Source organism: uncultured Desulfovibrio sp., assembly GCF_944327235.1.
Classification (GTDB): domain Bacteria; phylum Desulfobacterota; class Desulfovibrionia; order Desulfovibrionales; family Desulfovibrionaceae; genus Desulfovibrio.
The window spans coordinates 1-15,327 of record NZ_CALVHE010000061.1 but is presented as its reverse complement, the minus strand read 5'-3'; the positions used below and the strand labels follow the sequence as shown (position 1 = coordinate 15,327).

Genomic DNA, 15,327 nt, shown 5'->3' with positions numbered 1-15,327 from the left:
CGGCAAGCGTACTTGTTTTTCATTGTCATAACTTGCTTTTATCCTCTTTATGGACTCTCTGCTAGTCATGACCCTAAAGTAATAGTGGAGTACACATTTTCCATTTTCTTTCCATACATTTTCAGATACACTGGTATCCATCCTTTTTCAGGGATGGCCTCAAGCTCGTGCGTATTGTCCGGCATACGAAATTCCTGTCTTGTATCGGGAGAAAGTTTGCATAATAGATTGAATACCATGAATAAAAAAATATTATGCAGTGGTTAGCCCGGGATGAGACGTCGCCTGAGACAGCATACGACATGCAACAGCGAATGGCGGAGCATCCCCCCTTCGCTTTCCGAATAGACGGACAATCAAGCCACCTGCGAACATGCGGAAAATACCAGCCAAAGAACACCATATGAAATACATTGCCGTCGATTTTATTTGTCAGTTGGAGAGTCCCGCCGTCTTTTCTCCCTACAAGGGATCCATGTTGCGCGGGGCACTGGGCACAAGTTTGCGCCGTTCCGTCTGCATGACGCACAAAAGGGAGTGCGGCGGATGCATGTTGCAGGCAACGTGCATGTTCCCCCGTCTGTTTGGGGCTTGCGCCGCTCCTGCAGGCGGCGGAACGACGCCGCTGTTGCCTCCGCCGTTTTGCATCGAGCCGCCGCACGACAGGAAAACGGCCTATGACGAAGGCGAACGTTTTTCTTTTGGCCTGAAACTTTTCTCCCATGCGACGGAATACCTCCCCTACTTTGTCCATGCCTTCATGCTTGCCGGACGGCATGGTTTGGGTAAACGGGCGGAGCCGGGGCAAGGGCGCTTTCGTCTTGTGGATATCCGGCAGGGGGGAAACTCCCTCTATGATGCCGCCACGGAAACGCTCCATTCTCCGCAGGTGGAGGAGCTGCCGCTGCCGTCTCTCCAGCCGACGGGCGAGACGGCGTTGCTGGCCTGTGATCTGTTGACGCCTCTGCGCTTCAAGGCCGACAACCGCCTTGCGGCACGTCTGGACTTTCCCACCCTCATGCGCCTGATCATCAGGCGGATCAAAAGCCTGTGCGCGCTTGACGGTCTTTCCTTCCAGCTCCCGCAGGAGGAGTTCTCCCGTTTGTTTGCGCTGGCTGCGGATATCGTCATAGAGGAGGATTCCCTGCGCTGGGAGGACTGGAGTCGCTATTCCGGTCGGCAGCAGACCGTCATGCAGTTGGGTGGCCTTGTGGGGCGGATCGTCTACCGGGGCGCGGTAGCGGCTTTTGCGGAATATCTGGCCTTTGCGTCGCTGGCGCATATCGGCAAGCAGAGCAGTTTCGGGCTGGGCGCGCTCGATCTTCACGGAATGCCCGCATGACGCGCATCCTGCTTGCCCTGTGCGGGCTGACGCCCCAGATCATCACGGAAACGCTGTATGCGCTGCATCAGGAAGGGCAGCTACCGCAACGCGTGATCCTGCTGACGACGAGCGCCGGTCGGGAACGCTGCCTGAAAGGGCTGCTTGGTGAAAATGGCGGACTCAGGCGCTTTTTTGCTGATTACGGCATCGCCGCTTCCGCCTGCCGCCTTGATGCAAGCGACATCCTCACGCCTGAGCCTGCCGTGGAGGACATCACCACGCTGGAGGACAGCGTGGCCTTTCAGACGCTGTGCATGGAGCAGGCCTTTCAGGCCACGCGGGAAGCGGAGGTAGCGGTGGATTTTTCGCTGGCTGGCGGGCGCAAGACCATGGGGGCGAGTCTGGCGCTGGCGGCGCAATGCTATGCCCGGCCCGGCGACCGCTTGTTCCATGTGCTGGTCTCGCCGCCGGATCTTGAATCGCAGCCGGATTTTTTCTATCCGCCGCCGGTCCCCGCGTCACTGCCTCGCCCCGCTCCCCTGCCGCCCGGCCCAAAAGTGAGCGGGAAAACCGCGTTTTTTCCGCGAAACGCCAGGCCGTATGGTTTGGAACGCGAAGCGTTTCAAACTGAAAATGCTCTATCGACAGATCAGGCGCGCATCACGCTTGCCCATCTGCCTCTCGTACGTCTGCGTCCCTGCTGGCCGCCCTCTCTGCTGGAGCAGCCCCAGCGGCCGGAGACCTTTCTTGCCGGGCTTTCCCTGACGCATAGCCCCTGCCTGCGCTTCCATGTGCGGCAACGCAGTCTTTCCCTCGGCGGCAGGACATGCCGCCTGCCGCCTGTGGAGTTCAGTCTGCTGCTCAGCTTTGCCCTGCACAAGCTGCGCTTCTCCTGTACAGGAGATTGCCCGACGGGATGTACGGCCTGTTATATGGACATGCCGACAGTCCTTGAGCATGGCCGGAAGGTTGAAGAGATCTACCGAAAACTCTGTACGACGTCGGCGGCGCGCAGTACAACGGGCATCCTCAATCTTTCGGCGGAAAATTTCATGACCTACAAGGCCAAGCTGCACCGGCGGCTGCGGCAGCAACTTGGAGAACTGGCCCCCCATGCGGAGATAGCCTCCCACGGCATACGCCCCAACGTGCGTTATGGCCTCAGGATCGCCCGCGGTCACATGCAGATGGATGAGGGATGGTAACGTTGCCGTTGCCCTGTGATACGGCTTTCTTGTCGGAAGTGTGATAGGTATGGCTCGAATGCCGCATGGACCGTCGGGAACGCACCGGCGGTACGGCATCCCGCAGCCCAGAAGGAGAAATGACATGAAGCATGAACTTGCCGTGCTGGCGGCGTGGCTCCATGATATAGGCAAGTTTGCCCAGCGGGCGGGCGCGTCGGCCTCGCAGGGGCTGGAGCAGGACCTCTGCCCCCAGGGGCAGACCCATCGTCATGTCCTGTATACGGACTATTTTATCGAGCATGTCCTGCCCCTGCCGCAGGAGATGGAGAGCGTGCGCGGCAGGCTCGCCCGCATGGCCGCCGCTCACCATCGGCCGGACAGCGCCTCCCGCGAGGAGGTCGCCCTGCAGCGGGCCGACGGTCTGTCCTCCGGCGGGGACCGTATGAGCGGCGAGTCCGGAGGGGACTACCGGACGGCGCGGCTGGAGTCCATCTTCCACAGCATACGGCTGGACGGCAAAGGGCTGCCCGCGGACGCCCCGCCGCTGCGCTATGGCCTCTCGCCGCTGGATGCCGAAGGCGAACCGATCTTCCCGCGCGCCGACAGCGGCGGCAAGGAAGACTACGCCCGGCTGTATGCCGAATTTTGCGAGGCGCTGAAGCATATCCCCCTGCGACTGGGCGTCCGGCACTATCTGCATTCGCTGGCGACCGTGCTGGAACGTTTCACCTGGTGTATCCCCTCCTCCACCTACGGCACGCGGGCCGACATATCGCTGTATGACCATGCGGCCACGACGGCGGCCATCGCGCAGGCCCTGCTGGCCTGTCCGGCGGGGAAAGAGCGTTTCCTGCTGTTTGGCGCGGACCTTGGCGGCATCCAGAAATTCATTTTCGGGGAAGCGGGCCATGCGGACGGCGGCGACCGGGGCGCGGGCAAGCTTTTGCGGGCGCGCTCCTTCCTGTTGCAGGCGCTTTCCCGTTCCGTCTGGCTGGTGCTGCTGGAGCGTCTGGAACTGTCGCAGGCGGCGCGCATCATGGATGCGGGGGGCCGTTTCGTGCTGCTGCTGCCGGATACGGAAGCCGTGCGCGGCGTACTCGACCGGCTGGAGACGGAAGTTGCCCGCTGGCTGCTGGCTGCCTTTCAGGGGAGCGTGCGCATGACCTTTGCCCGGCTGCCGCTGGAACCGGACGATCTGCTGCGCGAGCGCTTCGTCACCTGTTTCGAACGCTTCAACGACGCTCTGGAAGCGGCAAAGCTGCACCCCTGGCAAGCGCTGTTCGCGGAACATGTCTCGCCGGTGCTCCCCGTGGATCATGAGGCCTACCGGGAATACGGGGAATGCGTCCTCTGCCGTATGCGTCCGGCCTCCGCGCCGCAGGAGGAAGACGAGGAAAAGATATGTCCGCACTGTCGCCATCTTGTCCAGCAGGTGGGGCGGCGTCTGCCGCTGGCCCGCTACATGGTGCTGGAACGGCGCGCCGGGGGCCTGCCCCTGTTCGATGGATTGAAACTCCATCTGGAAGAAAGGGCGCCGGACAGGGGCGATGCGCTGGACATCGTTTCCCTGCGGGATCGGACGGCCTTTTCCGCCGCGCCGGTGGCAGGCTATGTCCCCACCGTGCGGGAGGAGGACATCACGCGCTGGCAGGTGGAGGGACGCCTGCGGGAACAGGAGGGCGTCCCCTTCCTTGCCGGGGAGGAATGCCGCCGCGGCGCGCCCAAGACCTTTGCCATCCTGGCTGAAGAAGCCCGCATCGCTCCGCAAAAAGCGGGGGATGCCTGGCGTTCCATCGCCTGTCTGGCGGCCTGCAAGGCGGATGTGGACAATCTGGGCCTGCTGTTCGGCATGGGGTTCGGCACGGGCGCCGACAGCCGTTTTTCCCTTTCGCGCTTTGCCATGCTCTCGCGTATGCTCAACCACTTTTTCGGCGCGCACCTCATGCGGGTGATCGCTGAACGATTCCCCGATATCTACGTCATCTTTGCCGGGGGTGACGATCTTTTCGTCCTGGGGCCCTGGTCGGAGACCATCCGTTTCGCCCAGCGGCTGCATACGGATTTCAGCGCCTTTTCCGGCGGCAATCCGGCGGTCAGCCTGTCGGCCGGACTGCCTGTCGTCAAGCCGCGCCTGCCGGTACGCTCCCTGCGGGAAGCGGCGGAACAGGCGCTGGATCTGGCCAAGAAGTTGCCGGGCAAGAACGCGGTGACCCTGTTCGGCGTGACGGCGGCCTGGCCGATGTTCCGGCGATTGCTGGAGGATGGTCTCCGGCTGGAAGAGCTGTGCCTGCGCGGCGTGGTGACGCAGGGGCTGGTGCGCCGTATGCTGGGCTATGCGCGGGACTGCCGGGATTTCTGCGCGGGCGGGGATATCCGCAAGGGGTTGTATCTCTCCCACATGGCCTATGACATGGCGCGCAATTGTACGGAAACGGAGGACACCGCCGCCGACCTGCGGCATCTGAAACGCCTTGGACAGGACAAGGACCTCTTTTCCAGGGCAGAACTGGGGATAACCTGGGCGCTGTACCGCACCCGCCTATCCTGATGGAGCATGGACATGCTGAAGTATTACCTGAAAGACGACATCATCGATCCCGCCTGGGTGGATGCCCATGCCGAGGCGGCGGCGCGCTCCTTTTTCACCGATAACAAATCGCGTCTTGCCGCATCGCAGCTGCGCAAGTTCTATGGGGACGTCAAGGCGCTGGAACGCCAGTGGCGGAACGGCGGCGGCGACGAGGCCGCCTTTGCCGAGGTGCTGCCCCTGGTCAAACTGCTCAAGGCCAAATCGAGTTATGCCTGCAAGCGCAACGTCGTTCCCGAGAACTTCCGCAAATGGCTCTGCGATCATGTGGACAGCGTGAACAGCGCACGGGACTTCCGCGTGTTCGTGCTGCATTTCGAGGCCGTGGTGGGTTTCAGCTACGGCTGTGCCCCAGACAAATCTTTCAACTGACGCCCTGAAGGAGACGACGCATGAAACTGTGTGCAATCCATTCCATTACGGGACAGATCCGCCTGCGTTCCGGGCTGCATATCGGCGCGGGCAAGGATACGGTGGAGATCGGCGGCCTGGATCAGCCCATCGTCAAAAATCCGCTGAACGGCGAGCCGTATATCCCCGGCTCTTCCCTCAAGGGCAAGATGCGTTCCCTGTTGGAGACCGCCGTCTTCATGGGACGGAGCGAGGCGACGCGCAAGGCTGTCGCCGGCGGCAGGCCCTGCGATTGCGGCCTGCCCTCCTGCCCTGTCTGCACGCTGTTCGGCGCGCACAAGCCGCCGACGGAATGCGACCCGCAGCTGGGGCCGACGCGCCTGCTGGTGCGAGATGCCTGCCTCACGGCGGAATTTGCCGCCCTGTTCCGCGAAGGCAGGCTGCCCATGGAGATCAAGAACGAAAACACCATCCACCGCGTCAAGGGCGTGGCGGAGCCGCGCCCTCTGGAACGCGTTCCCGCCGGGGTATGCTTTGATCTGAACATCGCCCTCAAGGTCTACGAGGGCGACAGTCCCGAGCTGCGGGAATGGATATTCAAGGGCCTGCGCCTCGTGGAACTGGACGCCCTCGGCGGCTGTTCCTCGCGCGGCAGCGGTCAGGTGGCTTTCGAGAGACTGGCCCTTGACGGAACGCCTGTGGATATGGCCGCCATAAGCACCTTTTGACCGGAGGTCCGCCCATGAAGCTGCACCGCTTCAGCCTGCGTCCGCTTGCGCCGTGGGCCGGCCCCCTGCGCAGCGATACGCTGTATGGTCTGCTGCTCTGGCGCATCGCCGAACGGCAAGGGGACGACGCCTGCCGGAGCGTCATTGCCGCCTTTGAGAGGGGGGAGCCGCCCTTTGTGTTGTCGTCCGTCCTGCCGGAGGACAGGATCTTTGCGCCACAGCTGCCGCCCATGCCGCGTGAGCGCTTTCGTCAATGGGCCGAGGATGGGCGCTTTGCGACCCGCAACGGCACGCCGCTGGGGCTTGGCGAGGCCCTGCAGGCCTTCAAACGATTCCGCAAGCTGGCCACCCTCCCTCTGTCCGTCTGGCGGCAACAGGCCGAAAACCTTTCCGCTCCCCGTCTTTTCGCCGCCTTTTGCGCCCTCGATCAGGCGGAAGGTCAGACGGATGGACAGGCGGTAACGGCCGGAGAAAGCGTGGAACCGCACGTCAGCATCGACCGGCGCAGCGGCGGCGCACTGGAAGGCGGCCTGTATTTCAACCGCCTGCACTGGTTTGCGGAAGGGACGTGCCTGCATCTCTATGCCCGCACCGATGCGCCGGACGCGCTGCTGGCCATGCTGCGGGAAGTGGGCGAACTGGGGTTCGGCAAGGATGCCGCGCTGGGCCGGGGCCGCTTTGCCGTAGAGCGGGATACGGCGTTCCGGGCCGAGACGCTGGAAAATGCCGGGCCGGACTCCCTCCTGCTCTCCGTCTGCGCCGCCGGGGACATGTCCTCCCTGGACGGCTGGTACGCCACGGAGACGAAACGCGGCAAAGCCTGGGGAGCGGGCAGGAGCCCTTTCAAGAATCCGCTGCTGCTCGTCAGGGAAGGCGGCCTGCTGCGCCGCCTGCCGGAAGGCTCGTTCGTCCTGCGCCATATCCACCCCAATGCCGACATCGTGCAGATCATGCAGCCCTTGTGTCTGCCCTGCCGCCTGTCCGAGGAGGTCTGACATGAACCATCAGAGACGCCCCCAGGGGATGCCCTCCCGCCCCCGCCTCTGGAATGGAGCGGGCTTCATGCCCTTTCGTCTGGAAGTGCTGACGCCGGTATTCGTCGGATCGGGCGAGGAGCTTTCCCCGCTGGAATACGTCATCCGTCAGGAAGAGCGGGGGCACGCCCTCTATCTGGTGGACGGTTCGGGCTGGCTGCGGGCGCATCATGACGATGCGGCGGTCAGGTCCGCGCTGCTGGCGGGCGACATGCTCGGTCTGCGTCGTCTGCTTTCGGAGCGGCTGGACGTGGCGCTTTACGCGCAGGCGCGCCTGCCCATTCGCCTGCCCGCCCTGGGCGGGAAACTGCGGGAGATCATCCATGATCCGCGCAGCAACAGCAAGGCCGAGATCCTGCCCTTTGTCCGCAATGCCGTCACCGGCTGTGCCGTATTGCCCGGTTCTTCGCTCAAGGGCGCGCTGACCACGCCCCTGCTGGATCATCTGGACGGTCTGCGGGCAAAGCTCGGCCTGCCCGGGCTGGCCGCCAATTATGCCGATACGCGGAAAGATATGTTTGGCGACATCAGCGAGCACGCCATGCAGGCGCTCAAGGTGGCGGATATCGACATAGCGCCGCAGGGCACCGGCCTTGTGGCGGCTCAGGAGGTCCGCAGATCGCCCGGCAAGACCGCCACCCCCAAGCCGCCCTGCGAGGCGCTGCTGCCGTCATCCACCCCGTTGTACGGCAGCCTGCACATGGACTGCCGCAGCGGGCAGCCCGCGGTGGAATTGCCGTGCGGCGCGCGCTTTTCCCGGCGGCAGCTTGGCGAACTGTGCAATGCCTTCTACCTTGCCCGCTTTCGGCGGGAATGGGAGACCTTTTATGCCCAGCCGCATCTTGAGCGGACACGGCAGGCCCTGCGGGCGGTGCGGGAACGGGTGGAGACCCTCGATCCCGAACGGCAGTGGCTGGTGCGCGTGGGGCGCTATTCCCATGTGGAATGCGTGACCGTCAGCCGCAATGCCCCGTCGTCCCGCAAGGGACACGGCAAGACCCGCACCCTTGCCGACGGGCTGCTGCCCTTTGGCTGGATCATCCTGCATTTCTGCTCGGAGACGGAGTATGCGGAGGGCTGCGACGCCGTGCGGTCCGCCATCGGCAGCGCACGGCAAACGCGGGAAGAGCGGCGCGCAGCGCGGGAGGCCCGCCTGCGCGAAGCGGCACGCCAGCGGGAGGAGGCGCGGGACCAGCAGCGGCGCAGGGAAGAGGAAGCCGCCGCCCAGGCCGCGCGGCTGGCGGCCCTGCCGCCGGAAGAACGGGCCATCGCCGCCCTGTCGCAAGCCGGCGCAGACGATGCGGCGGCCATGTCGCTCTTCCAGATGCTGGACGGGATGCCGGAGCCGGCACGGCGGCGTGCCGCGGCCGCTCTGAAAATCTTCTGGGAAAACAGCGGCAAATGGCAGGGGAAGCAGCTTTCCAAAAAGCAAAAGGAGAAGGTGCAGCGCATCAGGGACATCCTGGGGGCATGAAGCCGTGCGCGGAGCTGCCTCCTGCTGGGGGAGGAATGGATAAACCCTTGACATCCCATGAGTTCCTTGCGGCCTTTTCGCAGAGGCTCGCGCATCACATTTAAGGAATGATCTCAGGAGGATAGATGATCATGCCTGCTCTCTGTGCCGCCCGGTGCATGATGATGACGGCAAGCTCGCGTTTACGCGGCCGCCAGACCTTGCCTGCCGGGGGCCAGAGGGAGGAGCGGTAGAAAGAGACCTGATTCATAAAGGGATTAAGACTCGATAAGAGCCGCCGCGTTGTCTTCTGGCCGCAGGGCGTAGAAAGAGACCTGATTCATAAAGGGATTAAGACGGGGTGGTGGCAGACATAGATCTCTCCTGTATGTTTCGTAGAAAGAGACCTGATTCATAAAGGGATTAAGACTGGTCTGACCCTCAGCCTGACCGTACTCCATCTGCATTTGTAGAAAGAGACCTGATTCATAAAGGGATTAAGACCTCCACACTTTTTCGCCCAATCTTTCAAGAGAAGCTGGTAGAAAGAGACCTGATTCATAAAGGGATTAAGACCATCGCGGCTCATGAAGATTCCCACAATTTCCTTTTCCGTAGAAAGAGACCTGATTCATAAAGGGATTAAGACAAGGCTACATCGCAGCAAGTTTAGCGAGCAGTTCTTTGTAGAAAGAGACCTGATTCATAAAGGGATTAAGACTGCAGAGCCTGACGTATGTCTATCACCTCATTAAGCGTAGAAAGAGACCTGATTCATAAAGGGATTAAGACACTAGTCATACCATCGCGACGCATGAAGATTCCCACAATGTAGAAAGAGACCTGATTCATAAAGGGATTAAGACAGCGAGCAGTTCTTCGCGTTCTTCTTTAGGGAGATTGAGTAGAAAGAGACCTGATTCATAAAGGGATTAAGACTGTGGCGCCATAAAGAGCATCCACAATCTCTTCGCACGTGTAGAAAGAGACCTGATTCATAAAGGGATTAAGACGCAAAGCTTGCCCTGCGCTATATAAGCCACCCAGCCGCCCGTAGAAAGAGACCTGATTCATAAAGGGATTAAGACCAATATGCCGCTCGCTTATAAAATAAGCCATATTGGCATGTAGAAAGAGACCTGATTCATAAAGGGATTAAGACGGGGGTTGCCATAATTGCTTATAATAATTGCCATAATTGTAGAAAGAGACCTGATTCATAAAGGGATTAAGACCCATAATGCCGCCTGCTAATTGCTTTTGCAATAAAGTAGAAAGAGACCTGATTCATAAAGGGATTAAGACGACACGTCCAATGCGCATTGCGAAGGCTTTTTGTAAGGTAGAAAGAGACCTGATTCATAAAGGGATTAAGACATGAGAAATTCAGGGATTCCGTCGCTGCTCACAAGTAGAAAGAGACCTGATTCATAAAGGGATTAAGACAGATTTTTCTTGCGGTGATTTCCTTGATTTCCCTGTGTAGAAAGAGACCTGATTCATAAAGGGATTAAGACCGCCGTCGTATTGCTTTTTTTCTTCCATTTCCTTTCCTTGTAGAAAGAGACCTGATTCATAAAGGGATTAAGACTTTCGAGGAAGGCCCTTATTAGCTCATTGATTGTGTAGAAAGAGACCTGATTCATAAAGGGATTAAGACTGCGGCTCATTGCCATAATTGCTAATGCTATTTGCATGTAGAAAGAGACCTGATCCATAAAGGGACAAATCATGATCGCCTACATTTGCGAGCAGGGAGCCAAGGTCAGCCGGGAAGGCCGCAGGCTCATCGTGACCACGCCGAAGATGAAACATACTCTGTTTGCGGAACGGCTCGAGCAGCTCCTGCTGTTCGGCAATGTGCAGCTCACGCCGCCCGCGGTGTTCCTGCTGCTGCGCGAAGGCATAGATACGGTCTTTCTGCGTCGTGACGGGCGGTATATGGGGCGTCTGCTCAGTCAGGAGTCCCGCAACGTCTTTTTACGCAAAAAGCAGTTCGCCCTGGCCGAGGACAGGGACTTCTGCACGCGCACGGCCCGGCGCATCGTGCAGGGCAAGCTGCTCAATCAGGCGACCCTGCTTGCCCGCGTCAAGCGCAGCCGCAACCAGCCCGCGGCGGGCACTGCCGCGCGGGAACTCCGTCAGCTTGCCGCCAGAGCCGAAGAGGCGCCGAGCGTCGAGAGCCTGCGCGGCCTCGAGGGCAGCGGCGCGGCCCTTTACTTCCGTCACTTCTCGCTGGCTTTCAACAAGGATTGGGGCTTTACCCGCCGTGTCCGCCGTCCGCCCACGGACCCGGTCAACGCCGTCCTTTCCCTGCTCTATACCCTGCTCATCAATCGTTGCTGCGCGGCGGTCCAGCTGGCCGGGCTGGATCCCTACCCCGCCTGCCTGCATGAGGCCGCCTACGGCCGCCAGTCCCTGCCGCTTGATCTCGTGGAGGAATTCCGGGCCATGCTGGCCGATGCGCTGACCATATCCCTGTTCAATATGAACATGCTGCATGGAGACGATTTTGAAACGCCTGTCCCGGAAAGCGCGTCGGAAAGCGCGGAAGAAGAGAGGGAAGATGCCATGACGGCCGTGCTGCGCGACCCCATCGGCCGGATGTCTCCGGGCAATGTCGTGCCGGACGCCAGCGATCTGCCGGGCAGGCAGTTCGATGCGTCCCCGACGGAAAGTCCTCCGCCGGAAAAGCGTCCGCTGCTTCTGCGCGGCCCGGCCTGCAAAAAAGTCCTCACCGCCTTTTCCCAAAAGCTGGAAAGCGAATTTTTCCATCCACTGGCGGAACGGCACATGTCCTATGCGGACGCCATCGTTTTTCAGGCCCGCCTGTACCGTCGCCTCATCGAGGGCGAGGTGACGGGATACAGCCCGCTCATGCTGCGATAGAGCGTTTTATCTTTGAAAAAGGTAAAACGCGAGGCGGCGGCACAGCGCCGCCCGGCCCAAACCAAGCGGAAAAACCGCGTTTTTTCCGCGAAACGCCAGGCCGTATGGTTTGGAGCGCGAAGCGTTTCAAACTGAAAATGCCCTAGGGGAAAGCAATGCATGTTCTGGTAGCCTATGACATCACTGATGATCAGCTCAGGGGGAAGATCTTTTCCTTTCTGAAAGAAAAAGGCGTGCATTCGCAGCGGTCAGTCTTTGAATGCGAAACAGACCCGGAAAGCCTGCGGAACCTCCTGCGATTCCTGCAAAAATACGATCTTGGCGAGCGGGATTCCATCGTGCTCTATCCCCTGTGCCGCCGCTGTGCCCGCAAGGTGCGCGTCATCGGGCAGGGATGCGCGCTTGCGGAACGTGACTGGATGATGATATGAAGGAAACGGAATATCTTGTCGTGTACGATATCACCGACGGACGACGCTTGAACAGGACGGCCGCCATCTTGAAAGATTACGGCGTGCGCGTGCAAAAGTCGGTATTCGAGCTGCGCCTTTCGGATGCCCGGCTGGAAGAGATGTTGTGCCGCCTGCGCGGCGTCCTTGACGAACGCGTGGACGGCATCAAGATCTTTCCCCTGTGCGAGGCCTGCCTGCAGCGTCGCTACCGGCTGGGCCATGCCCGTTTCAGCGACACGGCAACGGACTGGATCATCGTCTGACGCTTTTTTGACAAGGCAGGTCCAATATGCCCTTTCCCTCTTGCCGTCATCATGCGGTCTTTGTTTCCGAACAGCTTGTGCCCACCCTGCTGGCCGCGGCCCTTCCCGGTCAGGGACCGGCCTGCGTGCACGCCATCGTCACCCCGAAAATGCGGGGATACGCCGCCACCCTGAAAGACGCGCTGACAGCGCAGGGGCGGCAATTTCGGGAGTACCCGCTGACGGACAGCAGTCAGCAGGGCATCTACGATGTGCTCGATGCCGTACGCCAAGCCTGCGACGGGCAGAGCCTCGGCCTCAACCTGACCGGCGGCACCAAACTGATGACGCTGGCGGCGGCGGAATGGGCCTATGCCTGTGAAGTGCCGACCTTCTACATGGATACGGGCGAGGATGTCATCGTCCTTCCCGGCCGGACATGGGAATACCTCCCCATGCCGTCCGTGCTGGATGTGAACGGTCTGCTGGCCGCCGGAGGCTACACGGTGCGCGACTGCTCGCGGGATGCCGTGCCCGGCGAACGCCGCGACATCCTCCAGGCCATGCTGCGCCTGCTCTGCACCGCGCCCCGTGCCGCGCAGGCTTTGCAAAGCCTCAATGCCGCCGCCGCGCAGGCCGGAAAGCGCAGGGACATGCTGGTGGAAGATGCGGCAACGCCCTCCCCTATCTGGCAGGAGCTGCTCGACCTCTGCCGACAGGCGGACATGCTGCAGTACGACAAGGGCTATATCCACTTTCCCTCGGAAGATGCCCGCCGCTGGTGCAACGGGCTCTGGTTCGAGGAATTCGTCCGCATGACGCTCTACAGGATGCAGGCCGACAAGCGCATCTCCGACTGGGCCGCAGCGGTCAGCGTCAGCAGGCACGGCGTCAAGAATGAGCTGGATGCCCTGTTCAGCGTCCGTAACCGTCTTTTTGTCATCGAATGCAAGACCGCCGCCATGACCATCGAGCCACAGTCAGGGGATCACAACAAGGTGACGTCCATCTTATACAAGGCGGACTCCCTGCATGACAGGCTGGGCGGCATCTATGCGCGCTCCGCGCTCTGCTCGGTACTGCCGCTCGAGCGGAAGGAGCGGGAGCGCGCGCAGGCGCTCGGCATACATGTGGTGTGCGGCGGCGATCTGCTGAAACTGGATGAAAACCTCGTGCGCTGGGTCTCCCTCGCCTGAAGATAAGGAAAAGAACGCCATGAACGACTTTGTGCTCATCTGCTCCGTGGGAGGCTCCCCGGAACCCATACGCAAGAGCATCTGCCTGCATGAGCCGCGCTATGTCCTCTATGTGGCTTCGACCTCCTCCAGAAAGACCATCCGGCAGGAGATAGAGCGCGGGTTGGACTGGCACGGCATAGAGGATACGCACACCATCACGCTTTCCGACTATCAGGACCTCCTTGCCTGCGTCCGCGATATGCGCGCCGGCATAGCGGAGGGACTGCGGGCCATGAGTCTGGGGGAGGACTGCCTACTGCTAGCCGACATCACCGGCGGAACCAAGGTCATGTCCGCGGCCCTGACGCTGGTCATGATGGAATATCCCAACAGTCGCTTTGCCTATGTGGGCGGCGACACGCGCAGCAAGAACGGCCTCGGCATCGTGGAATCCGGGCATGAACGCTTCCTGAAACAGGATAACCCCTGGGAAGTCATGGCCCTGCGCGAAGTCCGCCAGCTGGCGAATTTTTTCAACGCGGGCGACTTTGCCGCGGCCCTGAGCCTTGCCGAGACCCTCGCCCGAAAAGTGAGCGGCAAGGAAAAGTTCTACGGCGCCGTCACGGATATGGTAAGGGCCTTTACCCTCTGGGATGCCTTCGAGCACGAGCCCGCCGCCAATACCTTGCGTCAGGCTCTGGGCAAGCTGACGCCCTTTGCCGGCGGACATGGGCCGCTGCAGCAGTTGCTCGACCTTCTGCACAAGCAGCTGCTCGTGCTGGAAGACGTGCGGCAGGACGCCGCCGCCTTGAAGAGATCCCAAAACGCATTGACGGAAAGACAGGGCCAGGCCTACCTGCGTGACCTGCTGGCCAATGCGGCACGCCGGGACAAGGCCGGACGCTACGACGATGCCGTGGCGCGTCTGTACAGCGCTCTGGAAAAAAGCGCCAAGATCCGCCTGCAGGTGAAATACGGGCTGGATAACAGCAATATCCAGCCGGAGCGGCTGCCGGAAAGCCTGCCGCCGGAATTACGGGCGGAACTGCTGGCCCAGCAGCAAAGGGAAGGCATCATCCGCATCCCCCTGCAAAAGTCCTTTTGCCTGCTCGCCGCGCTGGACGATCCCCTGGGACGGGAGTATCTGCGGAGCGAAACGGAGCTGCTCCGTCTGCTGGATATCCGCAATCACTCCCTGCTGGGGCACGGCTATGGTCCCGTCAACGCGGGTACCTGCCAAAAATTGTTCAACATGGCGCTGCGCTTCCTCGACGTGAGCGAGGACGAGCTTCCGCGCTTCCCCACACTGGATTGGCGCAGCCTTTTGCTGTAACGGCATGAATTTCGGAAACGCTCCGGAAACGGTTCTCGAAACGGTTTGTTCGGAAACTTCCCGGCGCAATCCCGTTGTTTCCGGCTGGATACGGACGCTCCCGGTGGCGGATTCGCCCTTTCACGCCGTCGGCAGAGGGCAAATCCCCCTGGGGACGCCCAAAAGAAATCAAGCCCTTACGAGAAATCGTGAGGGCTTTTTCGTTGTGGGGCAAATCTGCCCCACCAGATGCCCCACAGATTCGGAAAAATTTTGCTCTGACTCCGCGAACCTTTGACTCAAAAAGCTTGAGGTGTACCGATGAGTCATCCTAGATAGTGTCGTCAAATTATATTTGCCCACAAAGATATAATCTGATTTGAACGGCGGCAAGAAAAGAGGCGCATCTTTTGGCATACCGTGTAGCAATTCCCCGCCAGTGCTTAAGATGGAGAAAAGCATTCTCGACAAGATGCCTGACTTTGTAGAGCTCTCTATCATAGTTGCGTAATGTTTTACGACTTCTCTTTGGCGGGATGACAACCTGGAAACCGGATTCACCGGCTTTGCGGAGAACACTCTCCGTATCG

The 15,327-nt window shown here is 60.7% G+C and carries 12 protein-coding genes, 1 pseudogene and 1 CRISPR repeat array; of the genes and pseudogenes, 12 read left to right on the top strand and 1 reads right to left on the bottom strand.

What is annotated here, in order from left to right:
• Positions 1-628 precede the first annotated feature (628 nt).
• The 12 genes from cas6 (at position 629) to Q0K00_RS08775 (ending at position 14,758) form a co-directional block, all read left to right on the top strand.
• Positions 629-1,342 (top strand): CRISPR system precrRNA processing endoribonuclease RAMP protein Cas6, encoded by a 714-nt coding sequence (gene cas6 / locus Q0K00_RS08830; protein ID WP_297228674.1) that lies wholly within the window; start codon positions 629-631, stop codon positions 1,340-1,342.
• Positions 1,339-2,529 carry a CRISPR-associated ring nuclease Csm6 gene (csm6, locus tag Q0K00_RS08825; RefSeq protein WP_297228672.1) on the top strand — a complete coding sequence of 397 codons (1,191 nt, stop codon included), beginning with the start codon at positions 1,339-1,341 and terminating at the stop codon, positions 2,527-2,529. The genes cas6 and csm6 overlap by 4 nt, the downstream gene beginning before the upstream one ends.
• Before the next feature lie 124 nt (positions 2,530-2,653).
• Positions 2,654-5,059, top strand: a complete 2,406-nt coding sequence (gene cas10 / locus Q0K00_RS08820; RefSeq protein WP_297228670.1) for a type III-A CRISPR-associated protein Cas10/Csm1 — start codon at positions 2,654-2,656, stop codon at positions 5,057-5,059.
• 12 nt (positions 5,060-5,071) lie between these two features.
• A complete protein-coding gene (gene csm2, locus Q0K00_RS08815; protein ID WP_297228669.1) occupies positions 5,072-5,470 on the top strand; it encodes a type III-A CRISPR-associated protein Csm2 in 399 nt (132 codons plus the stop codon).
• Between the two features lie 20 nt (positions 5,471-5,490).
• Positions 5,491-6,177, top strand: a complete 687-nt coding sequence (csm3, locus tag Q0K00_RS08810; RefSeq protein ID WP_297228667.1) for a type III-A CRISPR-associated RAMP protein Csm3 — start codon at positions 5,491-5,493, stop codon at positions 6,175-6,177.
• A gap of 14 nt (positions 6,178-6,191) precedes the next feature.
• The gene (locus Q0K00_RS08805; protein ID WP_297228665.1) at positions 6,192-7,172 is read left to right on the top strand and encodes a hypothetical protein; all 981 of its coding nucleotides are present in this window, start codon (positions 6,192-6,194) and stop codon (positions 7,170-7,172) included.
• A 1-nt stretch (position 7,173) separates the two neighbouring features.
• Complete coding sequence (locus tag Q0K00_RS08800) at positions 7,174-8,685, top strand: RAMP superfamily CRISPR-associated protein (protein ID WP_297228664.1); 1,512 nt, start codon at positions 7,174-7,176, stop codon at positions 8,683-8,685.
• 229 nt (positions 8,686-8,914) lie between these two features.
• A CRISPR array of direct repeats spans positions 8,915-10,396; the repeat unit is 35 nt; unit sequence GTAGAAAGAGACCTGATTCATAAAGGGATTAAGAC.
• A 2-nt stretch (positions 10,397-10,398) separates the two neighbouring features.
• Positions 10,399-11,553, top strand: a complete 1,155-nt coding sequence (gene cas1, locus Q0K00_RS08795) for a CRISPR-associated endonuclease Cas1 (RefSeq protein ID WP_366937616.1) — start codon at positions 10,399-10,401, stop codon at positions 11,551-11,553.
• A gap of 155 nt (positions 11,554-11,708) precedes the next feature.
• Complete coding sequence (cas2, locus tag Q0K00_RS08790; protein ID WP_297228662.1) at positions 11,709-11,984, top strand: CRISPR-associated endonuclease Cas2; 276 nt, start codon at positions 11,709-11,711, stop codon at positions 11,982-11,984.
• Positions 11,981-12,268, top strand: coding sequence for a CRISPR-associated endonuclease Cas2 (cas2, locus tag Q0K00_RS08785; RefSeq protein WP_297228660.1), 288 nt, complete (start codon positions 11,981-11,983; stop codon positions 12,266-12,268). The genes cas2 (Q0K00_RS08790) and cas2 (Q0K00_RS08785) overlap by 4 nt, the downstream gene beginning before the upstream one ends.
• 26 nt (positions 12,269-12,294) lie before the next feature.
• On the top strand, positions 12,295-13,443 hold the full coding sequence (locus Q0K00_RS08780; protein ID WP_297228658.1) for a DUF1887 family CARF protein: 1,149 nt from the start codon (positions 12,295-12,297) through the stop codon (positions 13,441-13,443).
• 19 nt (positions 13,444-13,462) lie between these two features.
• The gene (locus tag Q0K00_RS08775; RefSeq protein WP_297228656.1) at positions 13,463-14,758 is read left to right on the top strand and encodes a TIGR02710 family CRISPR-associated CARF protein; all 1,296 of its coding nucleotides are present in this window, start codon (positions 13,463-13,465) and stop codon (positions 14,756-14,758) included.
• A 328-nt stretch (positions 14,759-15,086) separates the two neighbouring features.
• Here Q0K00_RS08775 and Q0K00_RS08770 read toward each other — a convergent pair.
• A pseudogene (locus Q0K00_RS08770) lies at positions 15,087-15,327 on the bottom strand (IS5/IS1182 family transposase); the annotation flags it as partial.

What these genes read in the sequence shown, in the direction of transcription:
- csm3 (WP_297228667.1), top strand. Translation starts at nt 5,491, where the DNA reads ATGAAACTGTGTGCAATCCATTCCATTACGGGACAGATCCGCCTGCGT.
- csm2 (WP_297228669.1), top strand. Translation starts at nt 5,072, where the DNA reads ATGCTGAAGTATTACCTGAAAGACGACATCATCGATCCCGCCTGGGTG.
- cas10 (WP_297228670.1), top strand. Translation starts at nt 2,654, where the DNA reads ATGAAGCATGAACTTGCCGTGCTGGCGGCGTGGCTCCATGATATAGGC.
- csm6 (WP_297228672.1), top strand. Translation starts at nt 1,339, where the DNA reads ATGACGCGCATCCTGCTTGCCCTGTGCGGGCTGACGCCCCAGATCATC.
- cas2 (WP_297228662.1), top strand. Translation starts at nt 11,709, where the DNA reads ATGCATGTTCTGGTAGCCTATGACATCACTGATGATCAGCTCAGGGGG.
- Q0K00_RS08780 (WP_297228658.1), top strand. Translation starts at nt 12,295, where the DNA reads ATGCCCTTTCCCTCTTGCCGTCATCATGCGGTCTTTGTTTCCGAACAG.
- Q0K00_RS08800 (WP_297228664.1), top strand. Translation starts at nt 7,174, where the DNA reads ATGAACCATCAGAGACGCCCCCAGGGGATGCCCTCCCGCCCCCGCCTC.
- Q0K00_RS08805 (WP_297228665.1), top strand. Translation starts at nt 6,192, where the DNA reads ATGAAGCTGCACCGCTTCAGCCTGCGTCCGCTTGCGCCGTGGGCCGGC.
- Q0K00_RS08775 (WP_297228656.1), top strand. Translation starts at nt 13,463, where the DNA reads ATGAACGACTTTGTGCTCATCTGCTCCGTGGGAGGCTCCCCGGAACCC.
- cas2 (WP_297228660.1), top strand. Translation starts at nt 11,981, where the DNA reads ATGAAGGAAACGGAATATCTTGTCGTGTACGATATCACCGACGGACGA.